At 62.0% G+C, this 18,071-nt stretch carries 19 protein-coding genes; 13 read left to right on the top strand and 6 right to left on the bottom strand.

What is annotated here, in order from left to right; translation table 11 throughout:
* Positions 1-245 precede the first annotated feature (245 nt).
* From B9Z49_RS22305 to B9Z49_RS22420, 3 genes are all read left to right on the top strand, one after another.
* Positions 246-452 carry an energy transducer TonB gene (locus B9Z49_RS22305; RefSeq protein WP_158273530.1) on the top strand — a complete coding sequence of 69 codons (207 nt, stop codon included), beginning with the start codon at positions 246-248 and terminating at the stop codon, positions 450-452.
* A gap of 437 nt (positions 453-889) precedes the next feature.
* A complete protein-coding gene (locus tag B9Z49_RS18255) occupies positions 890-1,303 on the top strand; it encodes a PaaI family thioesterase (RefSeq protein ID WP_369913779.1) in 414 nt (137 codons plus the stop codon).
* Between the two features lie 68 nt (positions 1,304-1,371).
* Positions 1,372-1,506: a hypothetical protein gene (locus B9Z49_RS22420; protein ID WP_255418928.1), complete on the top strand. Its 135-nt coding sequence runs from the start codon at positions 1,372-1,374 to the stop codon at positions 1,504-1,506.
* Between the two features lie 72 nt (positions 1,507-1,578).
* Here the strand turns inward: B9Z49_RS22420 and B9Z49_RS18250 are convergent, their stop codons facing one another.
* From B9Z49_RS18250 to modA, 3 genes are all read right to left on the bottom strand, one after another.
* Entirely contained in the window at positions 1,579-2,748 is a 1,170-nt protein-coding gene (locus B9Z49_RS18250; protein ID WP_108354865.1) for an ABC transporter ATP-binding protein, read from the bottom strand.
* On the bottom strand, positions 2,748-3,425 hold the full coding sequence (gene modB, locus B9Z49_RS18245; protein WP_108354864.1) for a molybdate ABC transporter permease subunit: 678 nt from the start codon (positions 3,423-3,425) through the stop codon (positions 2,748-2,750). The genes B9Z49_RS18250 and modB overlap by 1 nt, the downstream gene beginning before the upstream one ends.
* A 79-nt stretch (positions 3,426-3,504) precedes the next feature.
* Positions 3,505-4,308 (bottom strand): molybdate ABC transporter substrate-binding protein, encoded by an 804-nt coding sequence (gene modA / locus B9Z49_RS18240; RefSeq protein WP_233254703.1) that lies wholly within the window; start codon positions 4,306-4,308, stop codon positions 3,505-3,507.
* Positions 4,309-4,527: 219 nt separating this feature from the next.
* On the opposite strand from modA, the gene B9Z49_RS18235 reads away from it, so the two are divergent.
* Entirely contained in the window at positions 4,528-6,405 is a 1,878-nt protein-coding gene (locus tag B9Z49_RS18235; protein WP_108354862.1) for a phosphoenolpyruvate carboxykinase (GTP), read from the top strand.
* A gap of 93 nt (positions 6,406-6,498) precedes the next feature.
* Positions 6,499-7,407, top strand: a complete 909-nt coding sequence (locus B9Z49_RS18230; protein WP_108354861.1) for a DMT family transporter — start codon at positions 6,499-6,501, stop codon at positions 7,405-7,407.
* A gap of 97 nt (positions 7,408-7,504) precedes the next feature.
* On the opposite strand, the gene B9Z49_RS18225 is transcribed toward B9Z49_RS18230, so the two are convergent.
* Positions 7,505-7,975: a hypothetical protein gene (locus tag B9Z49_RS18225; protein ID WP_146188557.1), complete on the bottom strand. Its 471-nt coding sequence runs from the start codon at positions 7,973-7,975 to the stop codon at positions 7,505-7,507.
* A gap of 144 nt (positions 7,976-8,119) precedes the next feature.
* Between B9Z49_RS18225 and B9Z49_RS18220 the strand changes: the two genes are divergently transcribed.
* The 7 genes from B9Z49_RS18220 to pcaQ all read left to right on the top strand — a co-directional run bounded on the left by B9Z49_RS18220 (position 8,120) and on the right by pcaQ (position 14,742).
* Entirely contained in the window at positions 8,120-9,112 is a 993-nt protein-coding gene (locus B9Z49_RS18220) for a LysR family transcriptional regulator (protein ID WP_199225103.1), read from the top strand.
* On the top strand, positions 9,109-10,011 hold the full coding sequence (locus B9Z49_RS18215) for a metallophosphoesterase (protein ID WP_108354859.1): 903 nt from the start codon (positions 9,109-9,111) through the stop codon (positions 10,009-10,011). Before B9Z49_RS18220 ends, B9Z49_RS18215 begins: the two co-directional genes overlap by 4 nt.
* A gap of 99 nt (positions 10,012-10,110) precedes the next feature.
* Positions 10,111-10,533 carry a universal stress protein gene (locus B9Z49_RS18210; RefSeq protein WP_108354858.1) on the top strand — a complete coding sequence of 141 codons (423 nt, stop codon included), beginning with the start codon at positions 10,111-10,113 and terminating at the stop codon, positions 10,531-10,533.
* 167 nt (positions 10,534-10,700) lie between these two features.
* Positions 10,701-11,678 (top strand): TauD/TfdA family dioxygenase, encoded by a 978-nt coding sequence (locus tag B9Z49_RS18205; RefSeq protein ID WP_108354857.1) that lies wholly within the window; start codon positions 10,701-10,703, stop codon positions 11,676-11,678.
* Positions 11,679-11,749: 71 nt separating this feature from the next.
* Positions 11,750-12,724, top strand: coding sequence for a tripartite tricarboxylate transporter substrate binding protein (locus B9Z49_RS18200; RefSeq protein WP_108354856.1), 975 nt, complete (start codon positions 11,750-11,752; stop codon positions 12,722-12,724).
* Positions 12,725-12,726: 2 nt separating this feature from the next.
* Entirely contained in the window at positions 12,727-13,722 is a 996-nt protein-coding gene (locus B9Z49_RS18195; protein ID WP_158273529.1) for an amidohydrolase family protein, read from the top strand.
* A 66-nt stretch (positions 13,723-13,788) separates the two neighbouring features.
* Positions 13,789-14,742 carry a pca operon transcription factor PcaQ gene (pcaQ, locus tag B9Z49_RS18190; RefSeq protein WP_108354854.1) on the top strand — a complete coding sequence of 318 codons (954 nt, stop codon included), beginning with the start codon at positions 13,789-13,791 and terminating at the stop codon, positions 14,740-14,742.
* Positions 14,743-14,744: 2 nt separating this feature from the next.
* Here pcaQ and B9Z49_RS18185 read toward each other — a convergent pair whose 3' ends face one another.
* Positions 14,745-15,368, bottom strand: coding sequence for a TetR/AcrR family transcriptional regulator (locus tag B9Z49_RS18185; RefSeq protein ID WP_108354853.1), 624 nt, complete (start codon positions 15,366-15,368; stop codon positions 14,745-14,747).
* 67 nt (positions 15,369-15,435) lie between these two features.
* The gene (locus tag B9Z49_RS18180) at positions 15,436-17,013 is read right to left on the bottom strand and encodes an alkaline phosphatase (protein WP_108354873.1); all 1,578 of its coding nucleotides are present in this window, start codon (positions 17,011-17,013) and stop codon (positions 15,436-15,438) included.
* A 131-nt stretch (positions 17,014-17,144) separates the two neighbouring features.
* Here B9Z49_RS18180 and B9Z49_RS18175 point away from each other — a divergent pair, with 131 nt between their 5' ends.
* Positions 17,145-18,035, top strand: a complete 891-nt coding sequence (locus B9Z49_RS18175; protein ID WP_108354852.1) for a DMT family transporter — start codon at positions 17,145-17,147, stop codon at positions 18,033-18,035.
* Positions 18,036-18,071: the final 36 nt, after the last annotated feature.

Genomic DNA, 18,071 nt, shown 5'->3' with positions numbered 1-18,071 from the left:
ACGTAGCGCCCCCGGCCACCTTGACGGCACCGGTGGTTCAATCCGTGGCAACACCACCGCCAACGCCTGCAGTGATTGCCCCGCCACCACCTCCACCGCCTGCTCCACCTGCTCCACCTGCTCCACCGGCACCCCCAGCACCACCGGCACCCCCAGCACCACCGCCACCGCCGCCGCCACCACCCAAGCCGGCCCACAACCGATCGGATATCAGAGTCGCCTGCCCGACGCAAGTTCAACCAGAAATGCCGCGAAGGGCGATTCAAAATGGAATTGGAGGGGTTGTCAGAGCGCAGGTCCTGATCAAAGAGGGCGCGGTCAAAGAGGTGACGATTCTGTCTGGGCCGAGCATTTTTCATGCAGCAGTCAAAGCGGCGATGCTGCAATACAAGTGCACCGCCGAATCCGGAGAAATCACCGCGACCCAGGAGTTCGTTTTCAGAAATGATTAATGGACCGCAAATGTTGCGTTGAGTTTCAGCAGGCAGAGCCTGTCGCAGGCCGATGCCATTCGGCTTGCGATTCGGGCACCACTGTGATTTGGGCTGAAAGTGGACCACCACCAGGTGGAAATTGCCGTCGATCTCCACCGACCGTTTCTATACGATCCGGAACCGGCTATCTTCTGATCAAGCTGGAGGCATCGCCCGTCAACAAACGTCCGCCACGGTCCATCAACAGCACAGCATAAGGCTGCACCAAAGCTCCGGGATGGTTCACCCCCCAAGGATCCACTCAATGCACGGCACCCGCCAGTGGGACACTCAAGGCGGGCTCGGCCAGCGCCGAGAACAAGGGTGTAAAAAGCCATGGAGGAGAGATAGGGTTCAAGTGTGATTTGCAGGGCCCATACAAGCCCATCGTGTGGACCCTTGTTTAAACTCGCACCATGAACCCCATGACCACCGACACCCTGCAGCAAGCCCTGTCCGCCCTGTTTGCCCCTTGGGTGCAGGCGCTGAACCTGAAGGTCGAGCGCTTTGACGCCGACAGCGTGACCCTGCGCTTACCGCAAAGCGAGCAGCTCTCGCGGGTGGGCGGCATGCTGTGCGGCCAGGCCATGATGGCGGCGGCCGACACGGCCATGGTGCTGGCGCTGATCAACCACTTTGGGCAGTTTCGGCCCTGCAGCACGGTGCAACTGTCCAGCAGCTTCATGAAACCCCTGTCGGGCCAGGACGCGCTGGTCACAGCCCGGGTGCTGCGAGCGGGCAAAGCCATGGCCTTTGGCGAGATTGACTTGACCGGAGCCAACGACGGCAAGAGCGTTTTTCGGGCCAGCACCACCTATGCCCTGATGTGAGCCGGGTTGTCAGCGGCCCACCAGCCGGGCGTGGCTACAATACCGCCATTCTTGTTCTGAGGCTCTTCATGTCCAATCACAACGACGCACACACTTCTGACGATCCCGTTGAAAACGTGGTCAAGCACATTCCCGTGGTCATTCCGGCCGCTGGCGCGGTGCTGATTTTCTTGTTGGCTTTCATCGCCGTGTTCATGGCCTGAGGCTTTGTCGCCCCCCGGTGCACCGCCCTGGCCGCACCCCACCCACCCGCAACAGCTCGCGCTTTGCGGGTTTTATTTTGTCCGCACGGGCATGATGTGCAAGGCCTCTGGCGCGATCTGCAGCTGAACCCAAGCTCCCGAGCCAACCTGCAAACGCTGCAGCAGGCGGCTGGTCAGGTTCAGGGTGATGGTTTGACTGGGCAAGGCTTCAGGCCTGAGCGTGCACAAACTGATTTCACCCAGCGACAAGACCTCCAGCAACTGGCAGCGCAAGCGGGTGTGGCCGGGCGGCGCAAGGCTGGGCAACTCGCCATCGGCCATCACGTCCACCTGTTCCCCGTTCAGCACCCAGGTCACAGGGGTGCCGTCGTCGATCTTGTTTTTGTCGAACACCGCCAAGTCCAAAACAGCGTCTGATGACGCCGCATCGGTCCAGCGCAAGCGCCCCCAGCCAGCGTGGTCCTTGAAAAAGCAACCCTCAAAGTGGTTTTGAATGCCCACCAGTTCGGCCACGCGGGCGTTGCGCGGGCTGGCAAACACGCGGGCGGGCTCGCCGGTTTGCAGCGTCTGACCCGCGTCCACGATCACCACCCGGTCGGCCAAGCGGCGGGCTTCTGCCAGGTCGTGCGTCACGAGCAGCATGGGCACCGACACCTTTTGGCGCAAAGCAGCCAACTCGCGGTAAAGCGCCTGGCGCGTGGGCGCATCCACCGCAGAAAACGGCTCGTCCAGCAGCAAGACGCCGGGCAAAGCTTGGGGTGTTGGAGTTGGATCCGCTGTGGGCCTGAGCATGACCCGCACCAGCGCCCGTGCCAGCGCCACGCGCTGCTGCTGACCGCCCGAGAGTTGCGAAGGCCTGCGCTGGCTCAGCGTGGCCAGCCCCAAGCGGGCCAGCAATGTCTGCACATCCGCGATCGACCAGCCCGGCCCAGCGGCCAGCGCCACGTTGGCCTGCGCCGTCATGTGCGGAAACAGCGCGTAATGCTGGAACACCAGACCCGCCCGGCGCTGCTGCGGACTCAGCTGCACGCCCGCTGCCGTGTCCAGCCAAGCCTGGCCCGCCACCCGAATGTGGCCTTGCACATCGGCGGGCGTCCACAGCCCCGCGATGGCGCGCAGCATGCTGGTTTTGCCGCTGCCCGACGGGCCGACGAGGGCCACCAACTCGCCCGCACCGCAATCAAATTCTGCTTCCAGCCGTATGGGGCTGGCCGAGCGCAGTTGAACTTGCAAGCCTTGCATCAGCGCTCCTGCAGGGCGCGGCCGCGTTGGCCCACCCGGTCAAAGGCCAACACCAGCGTGAGCGCCAGCAAAGACACGCCCACCAGCGCCAGCGCCATCACATGGGCCGACTGCAAATCCATGCCCTGCACCTTGTCGTACAGCGACACCGACAAGGTACGAGTCTCGCCTTCGATGTTGCCGCCTACCATGAGCACCACGCCGAATTCGCCCAAGGTGTGCGCCACCGTGAGCGCCATGCCAGCCAGCAAACCGGGCCACGCCAGCGGCAACTCGATGCGCCAAAAGGTCTGCCAGGTTGACAGGCCAGACACCCAGGCGGCTTCGCGCAGACTGTGCGGTACGGCTGCAAAGGCCCGCTGAATCGGTTGCACCATAAATGGCAGGTTGACCAGCACGCTTACCAGCAGCAAGCCTTCGAGGGTGAACACCAAGCGAATGCCCGATGCCGCCAGCCATGCGCCCACAGCACTGCCCTGGCCAAAGGCCACCAAAAAGTAAAACCCGATCACCGTGGGGGGCAGCAGCAAAGGCAGCAGCAGCAAAGCCTCCACCACCGGCCGCCCGGCCCAGGCGGTCACGGCCAGCCAGCGGGCCAGCGCCAGGCCCAGCGGCAGCAAAGCCAAAGTGGTCAGAGCGGCCAGGGTCAGCGAAACGTGAAGGGCGGACCAATCCATAGTGTGGTGTGTGATGACGGAGACAAGACAGGTGTGTGAAGCACTGCCCACCCGTGAGGTCGTACAGCGCGAAACCCAATTATTGCGGCAAGGCGTAACCGTGCCGCACAATCACCGCCTGGGCAGTCGGGCTAAGCAAAAACCGATGCCAGTCTGCCGCCGCTGCACCCGCGCCCTTGAGCAGCACCATGCGCTGGTGCAGGGGGGCATGCAATTCAGCGGGCAAGGGCAAGACCTGCAATCTGTGGGCGATTTCGGGGGCTTGGGCCAGCGCCAGCGCGGTGATGCCCGCCTGCGACGCACCCGTGGCCACAAACTGTGTGGCCTGGCCGATGTTATCGCCCAATACCTTGTGTTTGGTCGTTAAAGCTCCGACGCCTGCACGCTGCAAAGCCTCCACGGCGGCCACACCATACGGGGCCAACGCCGGGTTGGCGATGGCGAATTTGTCACCCGGTTTCAGGGCGCGCACCACCGCCGCCAAGCCTTGGCTCAGCGGCAGTGCTGAATTTTTTGGCACAACCAGCGCAAGTCGGCCCGTGGCGTAGCGTTGCCCAGCGTCCACCGTTCTTCCAGCTTTGTCCAATTCGGCCACCCAAACCTCGTCGGCTGAGATGAATTGATCCACCGGCAAGCCCTGCAAGATCTGCCGCGCCAGGTTGCCCGATGCGCCCAAGTTCACATCCACCTGCACGCCCGTTTGTTGCCTGTATTGGCTCACCAAGTCAGCCAGCACAAACTTCATGTTGCTGGCTGCGGCGATTTTGATGCGGACCAGGCTTTGTACTTGTGCCGCCCAAGGGGCAAGCCACGGTGCCGCCAAAGCCGCCATCAACCCAGAGCGCCGAAGCGGATTGAAACCGACCTCCGAAGATTCCCGCATAACGTCATGCTTATTTTGCATAGTTTTAAAGAGGTTTTCAGCCTGGTCAACAGGCACAAAACAAGCAGTCTCCCTAAAATCGAGGCCCGCTGGTTACAACGCAGTTACATCCGCTTTTCGAAGCGGCCAAAGCCTTCAGTATCTCAGCCCCACAGCCGTTTTTTCAAAGCCCCTGCGCAGAGGTTTTGAAAAAACGATTTTTTAAACTTGGAGCCAGTCATGAACTCACCCGCAATGCAGGGCCTGAACCTCAACACGCCCATTTACGTCAAAAACGCCAAGCTGATCGCCTGGGTCGCCGAAATGGCCGCCCTGTGCAAGCCCGCCAACATTTACTGGTGCGACGGATCCCAAAAAGAATACGATCGCCTTTGCGCCGAACTGGTCTCTGCGGGCACCTTCAAAAAGCTTAATCCGGCCAAGCGCGCCAACTCCTTCCTGGCTTGCTCCGACCCGTCGGACGTGGCCCGCGTGGAAGACCGCACCTACATCTGCTCGGCCAAAAAAGAAGACGCCGGCCCGACCAACAACTGGATAGAACCCGCGCAAATGCGGGCCACCCTGAACCCGCTGTTTGACGGCTGCATGGCAGGCCGCACCATGTACGTGGTGCCTTTCTCCATGGGCCCACTGGGTTCGCACATCAGTCACATCGGCATCGAGCTGAGCGATAGCGCTTACGTGGCCGTCAACCAGAAGATCATGACCCGCATGGGCAAGGCGGTGTTCAACGTGCTGGGCACCGACGGTGACTTTGTGCCTTGCATGCACACCGTGGGCGCGCCTTTGGCCACCATCAACGGTGTTGTCGAAAAAGACAAAACCACCTGGCCTTGCAACCCCAGCATCAAATACATCGTGCACTACCCCGAGACCCGCGAAATCTGGTCTTATGGTTCGGGCTACGGTGGCAACGCGCTGCTGGGCAAGAAGTGCTTTGCGCTGCGCATCGCCTCCAACATGGGCAAAGACCAAGGCTGGTTGGCTGAGCACATGCTTATCCTCGGCGTGACCAACCCTGCGGGCAAGAAATACCATGTTGCAGCTGCTTTCCCCAGCGCCTGCGGCAAAACCAATTTCTCCATGCTGGTGCCGCCTGCTGCCTTTGAAGGCTGGAAAGTCACCACCGTTGGCGACGACATCGCTTGGGTCAAGCCCCACACCGACGGCAAGATGTACGCCATCAACCCCGAGGCCGGTTACTTTGGCGTCGCCCCCGGCACCAACATGAAGACCAACCCCAACTGCATGCTGAGCCTGCACAAGGACACGATCTTCACCAACGTGGCCCTCACGGACGACGGCGACGTGTGGTGGGAAGGCATGGAAAAAGACACCGGCAAGCTGCCCGACCATTTGATCGACTGGCAAGGCAAGGACTGGACACCCCAAATCGCCAAGGAAACCGGTGCCAAAGCCGCTCACCCCAACGCCCGCTTTACGGTGGCCGCAACCAACAACCCCGCACTCGACCCCACTTGGGACGACGCTGCTGGCGTGCCGATCGACGCCTTCATGTTTGGCGGCCGCCGCTCCACCACCGTGCCGCTGGTCACCGAAGCACGCAGCTGGACCGAAGGCGTCTACATGGCCGCGACCATGGGCTCAGAGACCACCGCTGCCGCCTTTGGCGCGCAAGGCGTAGTGCGCCGCGACCCCTTCGCCATGCTGCCTTTCTGTGGCTACAACATGAGCGACTACTTCCAGCACTGGCTGGACACGGGTGCAAAGGCCCAGGCTGCTGGCCACAAGCTGCCCGCCATGTACTGCGTGAACTGGTTCCGCAAGGGCGAAGACGGCTCGTTTGTCTGGCCCGGCTACGGTGACAACATGCGCGTGCTCAAGTGGATGATTGACCGTCTGGAAGGCAAAGCCCAAGGCGAAGAGACCATGTTCGGCATCGTGCCCACCTACAGCGAAATCAACTGGAACGGCATCGCGTTCAGCGCTGAGCAGTTCAAGTCCGTCACCAGCATCGACCCCGCCGCCTGGCAAGCCGAGTTCAAACTGCACGACGAGCTCTTTGCGCAGCTGAGCTACCACCTGCCCCAAGCCTTGTTGGACACCAAAGCAGCACTGCAGTCGCGTCTGGCTTAAAAATCAGGTTCTGCGCCCATCCGGCGTCTGAGTCTCCAATCGCCCCGGTCGCCACAAACCGGGGCGGTTTTTTTGCCCTGCACAATCGGTGCCATGTCTTTGTTGAACACCCCTGAATCCCGCATCCGCATCGCCTCGTGGTTGATGTGGGTGACACCGGCCTTGTGGTCGGTCAATTACGTCGTGGCACGCAGCGCAATCGGCGTGGTGGAACCCCACATGCTGGCCTTGGGGCGGTGGGCTTTGGCAGGGGTGATTCTGGCGTTTTTTGCGCGCAGCGAACTTTGGCGCGAGCGGCACAGCACGCTGCGCGATGCGGGTCGTTATTTGGTGTTGGGGGCCTTGGGCATGTTGATTTGTGGGGCCTGGGTTTACCAAGGCGCACAAACCACCTCGGCCATGAACATTGCGCTCATTTACGCCGCCTCACCCGTGATCATCGCCGTGGCCGCTGTGTGGTGGCTGGGAGAGCGGTTTTCGGTGCGCCAGGGCTTGGGCGTGGTGATCGCCATGGCGGGCGTGTTCCATGTGGTGGTCAAAGGCCAGTGGCTGGCCTTGGGCCAAGTGCAATGGGTCGCAGGTGACGGCTGGATCGTGCTGGCCATGGTGTCTTGGGCTGCTTACGCCTTGCTGCAAAAAAAATGGCCCACACCGCTGGGTTCCACCGCGCGTTTGGCTTCGATTTGCATGGGCGGCATGCTGGTGCTGCTGCCTTTTGCCGCATGGGAATTCGTTCAAGCCGACACACCCGCTTGGACCCCGCAGGCCACGCTGTTGGTGGTGGCAGCGGGCTTGTTGCCAGGCATTGGGGCGTACTGGGCCTATGGCTTTTGCCAAAAGGTCTTGGGGGCCAGCCGCGTGGCCGCCAGTTTGTACCTGGGGCCTTTGTATGGCGGCCTGGCCGCTTGGTTGGTGCTGGGTGAAGCCATGGGCTGGCACCACCTGATGGGTGCGGCGCTGATCTTGCCCGGCATTTATTTGGCGTCTCGGCCTTCGGCTTGAAGCGGTCAACGGGGTCCACCAACTTGCGCAAAAAAAAAGGCCTCCGCAAGGAGGCCTTTGATCGTGTGGGTCACCGCAGGACCCCGAGGACAGGGCTTCAGATGTAGTACATGCGGTCACGCACCAGTCGGGCGGCGCTGCGGGTCATCAGGGTTTCCAGGTCACGGACCGGTCCTGAGGCTTCACTGGCGCGGTCCATGGCCACTTGCAACTCGCTCATCAATCGTGGATCAGACTGGGCCATGGACCACAAACGCTCGTCGGCGCGTCCGCGGGCCACATGGGCCGACCAGGCGTCCAGCCCGGTCATCAGGTTTTGCGCCAAATGGCGTGTCAGGCCGCGCAGTACCCAAATGGCCAGCACGGCCACGGCCCACAGTGCCAGCCAGGCGGCCACCACATGGGATTCGGCCCAGCTGTCGATCATCTGATCGACAGCGACGACCAGTGCGGCCACACCTGCGGCGAGCAACAGGTTCGCCAGGGTTTTGCTGGAGGTGCTGGGGGCGGTGAGTGCCTCAGAAACGGCGGGCATGGTGCCCAGGACAGATTTGGCGGTGGTGTTCATTTTGTGTTCCCTTGATTCGGTTTTGTTTTCTTTGGCAACCCAAATTAACAAACCATGTAACAAATCATAGGGTTTTTACTAATGTCGTTCAACTTTATCTTCATAATGGCATTCATTCATAATGGTGATAGTTGAAGACCTCCCATGCCCTCCCCCATCCCGTCCTCTTTTCGCACCCTCGACCTGAACTTGCTGCGGGTGTTTGACGAAGTCATGGCTGAACGAAGCCTGACCCGGGCCGCGCACAACCTGTCACTGACCCAACCGGCCGTGAGCAATGCCTTGCGCCGGTTACGCGAGGCCTTGGGCGATGAACTGGTGCGCCGCCACGGCCACGGCATGGAGCCCACACCCCGGGCTCTGGCCCTGTGGCCCAGCGTGCGCGAGGCCCTGCGCCAATTGCAGGCGGCCATCGTGCCCAGCGCTTTCGCGCCGCAGCAAGCCAACAGCACCTTTGTGCTGGCCATGGCCGACGCCACCGCCGCCGAGCTCATGGGCGGACTGGCCCGCCAGCTGGAGCTGCAGGCCCCCGGCGTGTCCTTGCGCGTGCTGCCTCTGACCACACGCGACCCGCGCAATCTGCTGAGCGAAGACAGCGCCGACATCGCCTTGGGCTACTTTCCAGCGGTGCTGGCCGACCTGACCGCCCGCGCCCAATCGGGCGAAGCCATTCCGTTTGAGCACCAGCGCCTGTATTCGGGCGAATACGTGTGTGTGATGCGCAAGGGCCACCCGCTGGCCAAGCGGCCCATCAGTTTGCAGGCTTATTGCGCGGCCAGGCATTTGCTGGTCAGTTTTTCTGGTCGTGCCTACGGGTTTGTGGACGAAGCCCTGGCCACCATCGGGCAGCAAAGGCGCATCGTGCTCACGGTGAACCAGTTTTTCACGGCCGGGCGGGTGGTGGTGAACTCCGATTTGCTCACGGTGCTGCCACGCCACTTTGTACCCACCACCGGCATGGCCCATGAACTGGCGCTGCACGAGCTGCCCTTTGACGTGCCGCCCGTGCAAGTGCATGCCATTTGGCACCGAAAACGCCAACAAGACAGCCCGCACCAATGGCTGCGCACCCAACTGCAACAAGTGGCCCGGCAGGCTTTTTCCAACGCTGTGCCGACCCACGACATTCCGACATGAACATCCAACTCCTATCCGACCTGCACCTGGAGACCAACCCCGACTTCATGACCAGCCCGGCCCCGGGTGCCGATGTGCTGGTGCTCGCGGGCGACATTGGCTCTTACCAAGCGGGCTCGGCCCTGGCCAGCGCAGGCGAAGACGACTTTGGCCTGGGGCGGTTTTCACCGCTGCGCGGCTGGCCCACACCCGTGCTGTTTGTGCCCGGCAACCACGAGTACGACGGCCTTGACTTTGACCAGGCCCAAGCCCGGCTGCGCCAAACCTGCGAGCGGCTGGGCATCACCTGGCTAGAGCGCGAGGTGCTTCAACTGGGTGGCGTGCGTTTTGTGGGCACCACGCTGTGGACCGACTTTGATGCGCTGGGGCCGCTGGCCGGACAGCCCATCCCCGACCCGCTGACCGACAAAATCCCGGCGCACTTCAGCCACCCCAACAGCCAGTTCACGCGCCAACTCAAAGCCCGCGACAAGGCCTTTCGCGCGGCCAACTATTACCTGCGCAAAACCCTGACCACGCGCCAAGGTGAGCCTTGGCTGGCCGAGGGCCTGCGCGAGCAAGCCCTGCAATGCCAGAACTGGCTGAGCGCTGCGCTGAGCGTGCCTTTTGTGGGTCCCACCGTGGTGGTCACCCACTTTGCGCCCAGCTTGAGCAGCGCCGACCCGCGCTACGGCCGGGTGCCAGGCACAGCGGGGTTTTGCAACGCGCTCGACCACTTGCTGCCCCACGCCCAGTTGTGGCTGCACGGCCATTTGCATTGCCCAAGCGACTACACCCAAAACGGCTGCCGCGTGGTGGCCAACCCGCTGGGTTATGCCCGCAAAAACGAGCAAGGGCTGTTCAAGCCTCAATGCGTGCTGGAGGTCCGGGGCTCAGGCGTCAGCGCTGCCCCAAAGTGACGGCACACGCCACCTTCCGATTTCATGACCTAGGTCAAGACCTCACGGCCCTGCACGGCATAAAGTGAAGGCTTGTTTGATCCGCAACAGGAGACCCTCATGAAAATCTTATTGGCCGTTGATGGCAGTGAATACACCAAAAAAATGCTGGCCTACTTGACCACGCACGACGAACTTTTCAGCACGAACAACCGCTACACCTTGCTGACGGTGAGCTCCCAACTGCCCCCCCGCGCACGCGCTGCCGTGGGCAAGGAAATGGTCGACAGCTACCACCGCGACGAAGCCGAAAAAGTGCTCAGCCCGGTGACCCAATTTTTGCTGCGCCACGGCATCGACGCCAAGACCGTCGCCAAAGTGGGCCATGCGGGTGAAACCATTTCCAAGACCGCCGACAGCGGCAAATTTGACCTGGTAGTGATGGGCTCGCACGGCCACGGCACCTTGGGCAACCTGGTCATGGGCTCGGTCGCCACCCAGGTGCTCGCGCACTGCAAAGTGCCTGTGCTGTTGGTGCGCTGAAGGCCGTTGGTGAGCCGGCGGGTCAGGCCGCTGTACCGACGAGCCCACCCTTCAGGTCATAACCTGAGGGAATAGCATTGCCCTTGCAATTTCAATTCTTTTGAGCGACTCCTGCCCTTATATTGATGGGCTGGCTGCTTTCGCAGCACCACAAGGAGTTATAGGTCATGGCTATTGAAACCCAACAGCCCCCCGTCACAGCGGCTTCCTCAGCATTGGAAATTCGCCGAGTTGGCGTTTTTCTGGGCGCACGCATCACCGGCATCGACCTCCGCCAGGCGCTGAACGACACCACGGTCGAGGCCCTCAAACTGGCCCACGCCCAACATGGCGTGTTGGTCTTTCCGGATCAGGTGATTTCATCGGAAGACCTGCGCCGCTTTGGCCGCTGTTTCGGCACCCTGAGTGTTCACCCCTTTTCCACCAGCAGCACCGATGCCCCCGAGTTGATCGTCTATGACAACAAGGAGGGCAATCCCCCCGCCCCCACAGACATCTGGCACACCGACGAAACCTTTCGGGAAGCGCCGCCCATGGGCACAGCGCTGTGCTCCAAAATCATTCCCGAACACGGCGGCAACACCGCATTTGCCAGCATGTCAGCGGTGTACGAAGGCTTGTCCGACCGCTGGCAGCGCTTTTTGACGGGCCTGGAAGCCGTCCACGACTTCAAGCCTTTTCGCAGCCTTTTCCCCACCGACGCCGATGGCATCGAGAAGTTGCGGCGATTTGAAGACCGCTACCCTGCTGTGACCCATCCGGTGGTGTCGGTGCACCCCATCACTGGCAAAAAGGTCATTTTTGTTAACCCCCAGTTCACGCTGTACATCAAGGGCATGGCGGAAGACGAGAGCCGCATGATTTTGGACATGCTGTACCGCAAGACCCTGATTCATGAATACCAGTACCGGCACTGCTGGGAACCGAACATGGTGGTTTTTTGGGACAACCGCCATGTGCAACACTCCGCCCTGCACGATTACTACCCGCAGCGTCGCCTGATGGAGCGCGTGACCATCGCCGGCACCCGCCCTGTGGCTGCCGACCCGGCCGCCGACCCCGCTGACCTGCGGCGTTATCTGATGCCGCCGTTGTCGCAATTTCGCCAGGCGGGTACCGCCCAAAAGAGACAACTCGACCTTTGAGCTTGTTGGCGCATCAACGCCTTTTGTGATAAATAAAGCCATCTGCTGCCCATTCAAATGAGGAGACTGCCATGATTCGTTTTTCCCGACGTGCCATTTTTGCTGCGCTGGCACTGAGTGCCTGTACCGCTGTTTTCAGCCAAACCGCTTACCCCGACAAACCCATCCGTTTGGTGGTGCCGTACCCGCCCGGCGGGTTCACGGACATTCTGGGCCGCCTGCTTTCTGCCCAACTTCAGACTCGTCTTGGGCAAAACGTGATCGTGGACAACAAAGGCGGTGGCGGCAGCACCATTGGCAGTGCCATGGTGGCGCGCGCGCCTGCCGATGGCTACACCCTGCTCTTGGTTGCACCCGACTTGGCCATCAATGAAAGCCTGATGGCATCCCGGCTAAGCTACGACGCTCGCAAGGACTTCAGCCCCGTGATCCGCGCGGCTTGGTCGCCCATGGTTCTGGTCACCCACCCCTCTCTACCCGCGAAAAACGTGAGTGAGTTCCTGGCTTTGGCCAAGGCCCGTCCCGGCAAAATCAACTTCGCCTCCGGTGGCATCGGCACGGGCGCGCACCTGGCACTGGAGTTGTTCAAAACCCGCGCTGGCGTCGACGTGACGCACGTCCCCTACAAGGGCAATGGTCCCGCCACTTCCGACCTTCTGGGCGGTCAAGTTTCGGCCATGTTTTTGCAATACGCCGTCGCCAAGCCCCATGTGGCGGGCGGCAAACTGATCATGCTGGCAACCCCCAGCGGCAAACGCTCGCCAGCCATACCGGATGTGCCCACCATTGCTGAAAGCGGCCTGCCCGGCTTTGACGTTGAACCTTGGTTCGGCATCGTGGCGCCCGCGGGCACACCCACAGCCATCGTGAACCGACTGAACGCTGAGATCGGCAAAATCATGCAACAAAACGACGTCAAGGACCTGCTGGCCAGCTTCGGGGCGGCGCCCTCGATCTCCTCTCCGCAAGAGTTTGGCAAATTCATTGACAGCGAAGTCACCCGCTGGGCTGAAGTCGTCAAAGCTTCAGGGGCCAAAGCCGAATGAGCATGGGCGCACGCGCCATCGACATGCACGCGCACTGGGTGCCCCCTCAAGTGGCCCATGCGCTGCGTCAGCGTCAAGGCCAGGTGCCACGCCTAGAGGTGCTGGACGATGGGGCAGAGCGCTTGGTCATGCCGATCGGCACTCTGGGGTTCAGCCCAGCCCACACCGACCCGTCACTGCGACTTCAGCACATGTTGCAGCAAGGCGTGGCGAAGCAAATGCTGTCATTGCCCGGTCTGTTTGGCATCGACAGTTTGCCTTTTGACCAGGCAGCGCCGCTGGTGCGTGCTTTCAATGATGCTTGCAGCCAGTTGTGCCGGACGCGCCCCGAACGTTTTTGCGGACTGGCCGCACTGCCCTTGGCCGACATGGACGCGGCCGTGGCAGAACTGCGGCGGGCTCGACTGGAGCTGGGGCTGCTGGGAGCGATTTTGCCGGTGGACGCCTTTCGCAGCGAAGCCACCGCCGCACGCATCCGACCCGTGTTTGAAGCGGCTGACGCGCTGGGAGCGCATTTTTTTGTGCACCCCGGTCGCATGCCCGACAGTGGTGCCTTGCCCGATGCGCCCCCTGACCACGATCTGGCTCGCCGTGCGCTGGCCGTTCAGCACGAGGTTGGCGAGGCCATGGTGACGCTGCTGCTGTCGGACTTCTTGCAACCCTGGCGCAACATCACCGTTCAGGTGGCGAATTTGGGCGGTACCTTTCCTGCCGTGGTCGAACGCATGGACCACATGCTGGCCCTGCGCGACCCTGCCCGCCCCATGCCATCGAGCCGAACGCGTGCCGTGTGGGTCGACTGCGCCTCGCTGGGCCCACAGGCCCTGGAACAAGCCGTGGCGGTGTTCGGCGCCGACCGGGTGGTGCTGGGCACCGATTGCCCCATTTTCGATACCGACAGAACCCTCGCGGGCATCCAAAGATCTCGGCTTTCGGCGGCCGATCAAGCCCTGGTCATGCATGGCAACGCTACCGGTTTGCTGGCGCGACTGACCTGACTGACAAAAGGGCATGACGTCTGTGCCCAGGTCGACCCCGGTTTTTTTGCAGGTTATGCTTGTCCGATGCCTTTGAAAGACCGCCTCAAAATGCGTCACCTGCGCACCTTGGTGGCGATCGCCGAACACGGCTCAATGGTGCGTGCCGCCAAAGCCTTGAGCATTTCGCAACCGGCCGTCACCAAAACCCTGGCCGAGCTCGAAGACATTGCAGGCCATCGACTTTTTGAACGCTCACCCAAAGGCGTCACCTTAACCGGGGCCGGACAAATTTTGGTCAGGCACACCGGATCCGGCTTGCGGGCCATCCACGACGGGCTGTCCAGCCTGTCTGCCGACGAAGAGGGCGACGCCCCAGCCTTGGTGATTGGCGCCTTGCCCAATGTGGGTGCCACGGTGCTGGCGCCCGCTCTGGTGCGCTTTGCCGCCTCGGCGCCACGGGCCCGCGTGTCGGTGCGAACAGGCAGCAATGCACAACTGATTGCCGCCTTGAAACAAGGGGTTCTGGACATGGTGATTGGTCGCCTCGCAGAGCCGTCGGACATGCAGGGTTTAACCTTTGAACACCTGTACACCGAACCCTTGTTGCTTGTCGTTCGCCCAGGACATGCTCTGTCCTTGCGACAGAAAATAGATCCCTCCCTTTTGGACGGCTACCGTTTGGTCCTGCCCGATGCAGGGACGCGTGCCAGGGAAGCCGCAGACCGCTTTTTCATGGCAGTGGGCACGGGTCTGCCCCTGCAAATCATTGAAACCATCGACCTGTCTTTCGGCCGCAGTTATGTACTGCACAGCGATGCTGTGTGGTTTGTTCCACGGGGTGCCATAGAAAACGATTTGCTACAGGGTACGCTGGTGCGCCTGCAGATCGACACGAGCGCCACCGAGGGACCGGTCGGTTTGACCCTGCGCGTTGACCCTCAACCGTCCGAATCGATACAAAGGGTGTCGGATCAAATACGCCACAGCGCTTCTGAAAGGTTTGGGGCTTTGTCTAAATCCCCGGTTGCCACAGCCTGACTTCAGCGGGCGTTCAGCCCATCAAAACAGGTGCTCATCACCAGATCCAGAATCTGCTCGTCGGTGTGTTGTTCGCCCATTTTCAAAAACTCCAGCACCGGATCGCAGGCCCGGGCATACAAGGTGTAGAGCACCGCAACAGCGGGCAAGGCCTTGTTGATCTGGCCTTGGGCTTGGGCTTCTTCGATCCAGCCGCCCAAAGCGTCGCTCACCTCCATCAAGCTGTCCATGTAGTCCTTGCTGGCCATCAAGGTGGCGCGCAGTCTGGAGTTCTGGCTGGGCAGTGAGGGCATCAGGCCTTGCAACTTGAGTGTCATGGTCCAACGGGTCACAGCCTTGATCTTGTCCAGCGGGGGCAAAGACGAATCGGTGCTCTGGATGACCTCTTGCGCCCGGCGCATGGCGGTGACCATGGCCGCGCAGGCCAACTCTTCCTTGCTGGTGAAGTGCTTGTACAAGCTGGCCTTGGCGATGCCCACCTCGGCCGCCACCTCGTCCACCGTCATCGCATCGAAGCCTTTTTCGGACAACAAACGGTTGACCGATTGGATGATCGCCGTTTCGCGGGCTGCGAGCATCTGGACTTTGAAGGATTTCTTGGGCGCGGTCACATGGCTGGTGTTCATTCACCGATTCTAGCCATGCAGCCTAAAAAAAGACCGCATGGTAACCCTTGGATGCGGCCGGGCCTTTTCAAGAACCCGGCTCGACGCCCGCCACGCCCTGGCGCACCGTCCAGCGCCCTTGCAGCGCCAGCCGAGCGTCGGGCTGGGCCGGGTGCGGGGTGGTCAAAAACTGAGCTGCCAGCCGATCGGGCCGGATGTCAATCAAGGTGAAGCCCCGCTCGTCTGAGCGGGCATAGCGGATGTCCGGGTTGTCACGCTGGATTTGTGCCATGACTTTGGGCGACATGCCCCGGGTAGACACCGAGGTGGTGACCAGCTCACTGGCCACCACGGGCGAGCGCTCATCGCCCGGCCGCACGCGCAACTGCGCGGCCACGTTGGCGTGCACATCGCCGCCGAGAATGACCACATCGCTCAGTCGCGCATCGGCCACGGTCTGCAAGAGGCGTGCGCGTGCTTGCGGGTAACCGTCCCAGCCGTCGGTGAAGGCGCTGCGCCCCAAGGGGGTCTGAACACCGCTGCTGACCATCAAGGTGGACTGCGCCAGCAGCTTCCAGCGCCGCTTGCTTTGCGTCAGGCCCGCCGTCAGCCATTGCTCTTGCGCTTGGCCCAGCATGCTGCGCGCCGGGTCGGCCAGCGCGTCACAGCCCATGACCACACGACCGCCGCCACGCATCAGGTCGGGGCAGGCCTGGTGATCGCGGTGTTGGCGGCAGTCCAGGGTCCACAGGTCGGCCAGAGTGCCCCAGGCCATGCGGTCGTGGATGCGCATCTGGCTGGGCTGCTGCGGGTCGGGCCCCAAGCGCAGGGGCATGTGCTCAAAGTAAGCTTGGTAGGCCGCCGCCCGGCGCTGCAAGAACACCGCCGGGTCGGTGAAGTTGCGGTCCAGGTCGTTGGCGTAGTCGTTCACCACCTCGTGATCGTCCCAGGTCATGAGCCAAGGGTGTGCGGCGTGGCAGGCCTGCAAGTGGGCATCGCTCTTGTAGTGCGCGTGACGGGCGCGGTACGCCTCCAGCGTGTCGGGTATGCCGCTTTCGTGGGCCCGGATCTTGTATTGCTTGTTGCTGCTTTCGTAGATGTAGTCGCCCACAAAGAGCACCAGGTCCAGGTCTTGCGCGGCCATGTCGCGGTGCGCAGCGAAGTGGCCTTGCTCGTAATGCTGACAAGACGCCAAGCCCAATCGCAAGCGGCGGACGGCCTCACTCAAAGCCGGGCTGGTGCGGGTGCGGCCCACCGGGCTGACGGCGTTGCCGCTGACAAAACGGTACCAATAATGCCGCCCTGGCTGCAGCCCATCGGCCAGCACATGCAGGCTGTGGCCCCGGCGGGCGTCGGTGGTCAATGTCCATTGGCGAACAGGCTGTCGCAAAGCCTCGTCGGCAAACAGCTCACACACCACGGGCGCGCCCGATGCCTGGCGGGCGGCATCGGCTTCGTCGATGAGCAATCGCGTCCACAGCACCACGCTGCGTGGCTGTGGCTGGCCACTGGCCACGCCCAAGCTGAAGGGGAAAACCCGCCAACGCGGCGGCGCGCTTTGCGCTTGCGCGCCGGGAGACAGCCACGGGACCAAGGCAGCCGCCAGCGCCATGCGGTGCATATCGCGGCGCGACCAGGACGTGCTGTGGTGGATGAGCTGGGTCATGGCGTTGGCAGATGGGGTGAAAGCACAGTCGTTGATTCGGCAGGTGATTTGAAGGTGGTGCTTTTTTCCATGGTAACCGGGCGCATCGCGGGCGACAGGGCAAGCAGTCAGGTGGCGGCACAATTCACGGCATGAGCTTTTCGCCCCGACCCCGCAAAGACCACCTGGACGGCCTGGCCGTGGGCATTTTGCTGATGTGCTGCATGTTTTGGGGTTTTCAGCAGGTTTTGGTCAAAGCCACCGTGGCCGAATTGCCGCCTGTCTTCCAGTCGGCGGTGCGCGGCGTGGGGGCCACGCTGCTGCTGTGGCTGTGGTGCCAGCGGCGCGGGGTGCGCCTGTTTGATCGCGACGGTAGCCTGTGGGCCGGTTTGCTGGTCGGCTGCCTGTTTGCTGTGGAGTTTGCCTTCATTTATATCGGCCTGCAGCACACCTCGGCTTCGCGGCTGACGGTGTTTTTGTACACCTCGCCCTTTTGGGTGGCGGCCTTACTGCCTTTTTTCATCCGCACCGAACGCCTGCGGCCGCTGCAGTGGCTGGGCATGGCCTGCGCTTTTGCGGCCGTGGTGTTCGCCCTGCGCGAAGGTTTTGGTGGTGGCGGGGCCATGGGCGACCTGATGGGCCTGGCGGCTGGCGCCCTGTGGGGCCTGACAACGGTAGCCATTCGCGCAGCCAACCTCACGCGGCTTGCAGCCGAGAAACTGTTGTTTTACCAACTGGCCGTGAGCACCATGGTGTTGTTATTGCTGTCACACGGCATGGGCGAGCCTTGGGATGGCCACTGGAGCGGCTTTGCGATGGGCTCGGTGGCCGTACAAACCGTGATCGGCGCATTCGCCAGTTACCTGGCCTGGATGTGGATGCTGGGCCACTACCCTGCCACCAAGATCTCGGCCTTTGTCTTCCTCACACCGCTGTTCGCCTTGCTGTTTGGCATGCTTTGGCTGGGCGAAGCCGTGACCCTGACCCTGGTGCTGTCCTTGACGCTGGTGGCGGTGGGCATCGTGCTGGTCAACCGAAAATGAAGCCCTAAAACCACCGCGCCTACAAAAGACAATTGA

It is taken from the genome of Limnohabitans sp. 2KL-51 (assembly GCF_003063645.1).
Classification (GTDB): Bacteria; Pseudomonadota; Gammaproteobacteria; order Burkholderiales; family Burkholderiaceae_C; genus Limnohabitans_A.
The sequence above is the reverse complement of the archived record's forward strand: the minus strand, read 5'-3'. Positions and strand labels throughout refer to the sequence as shown.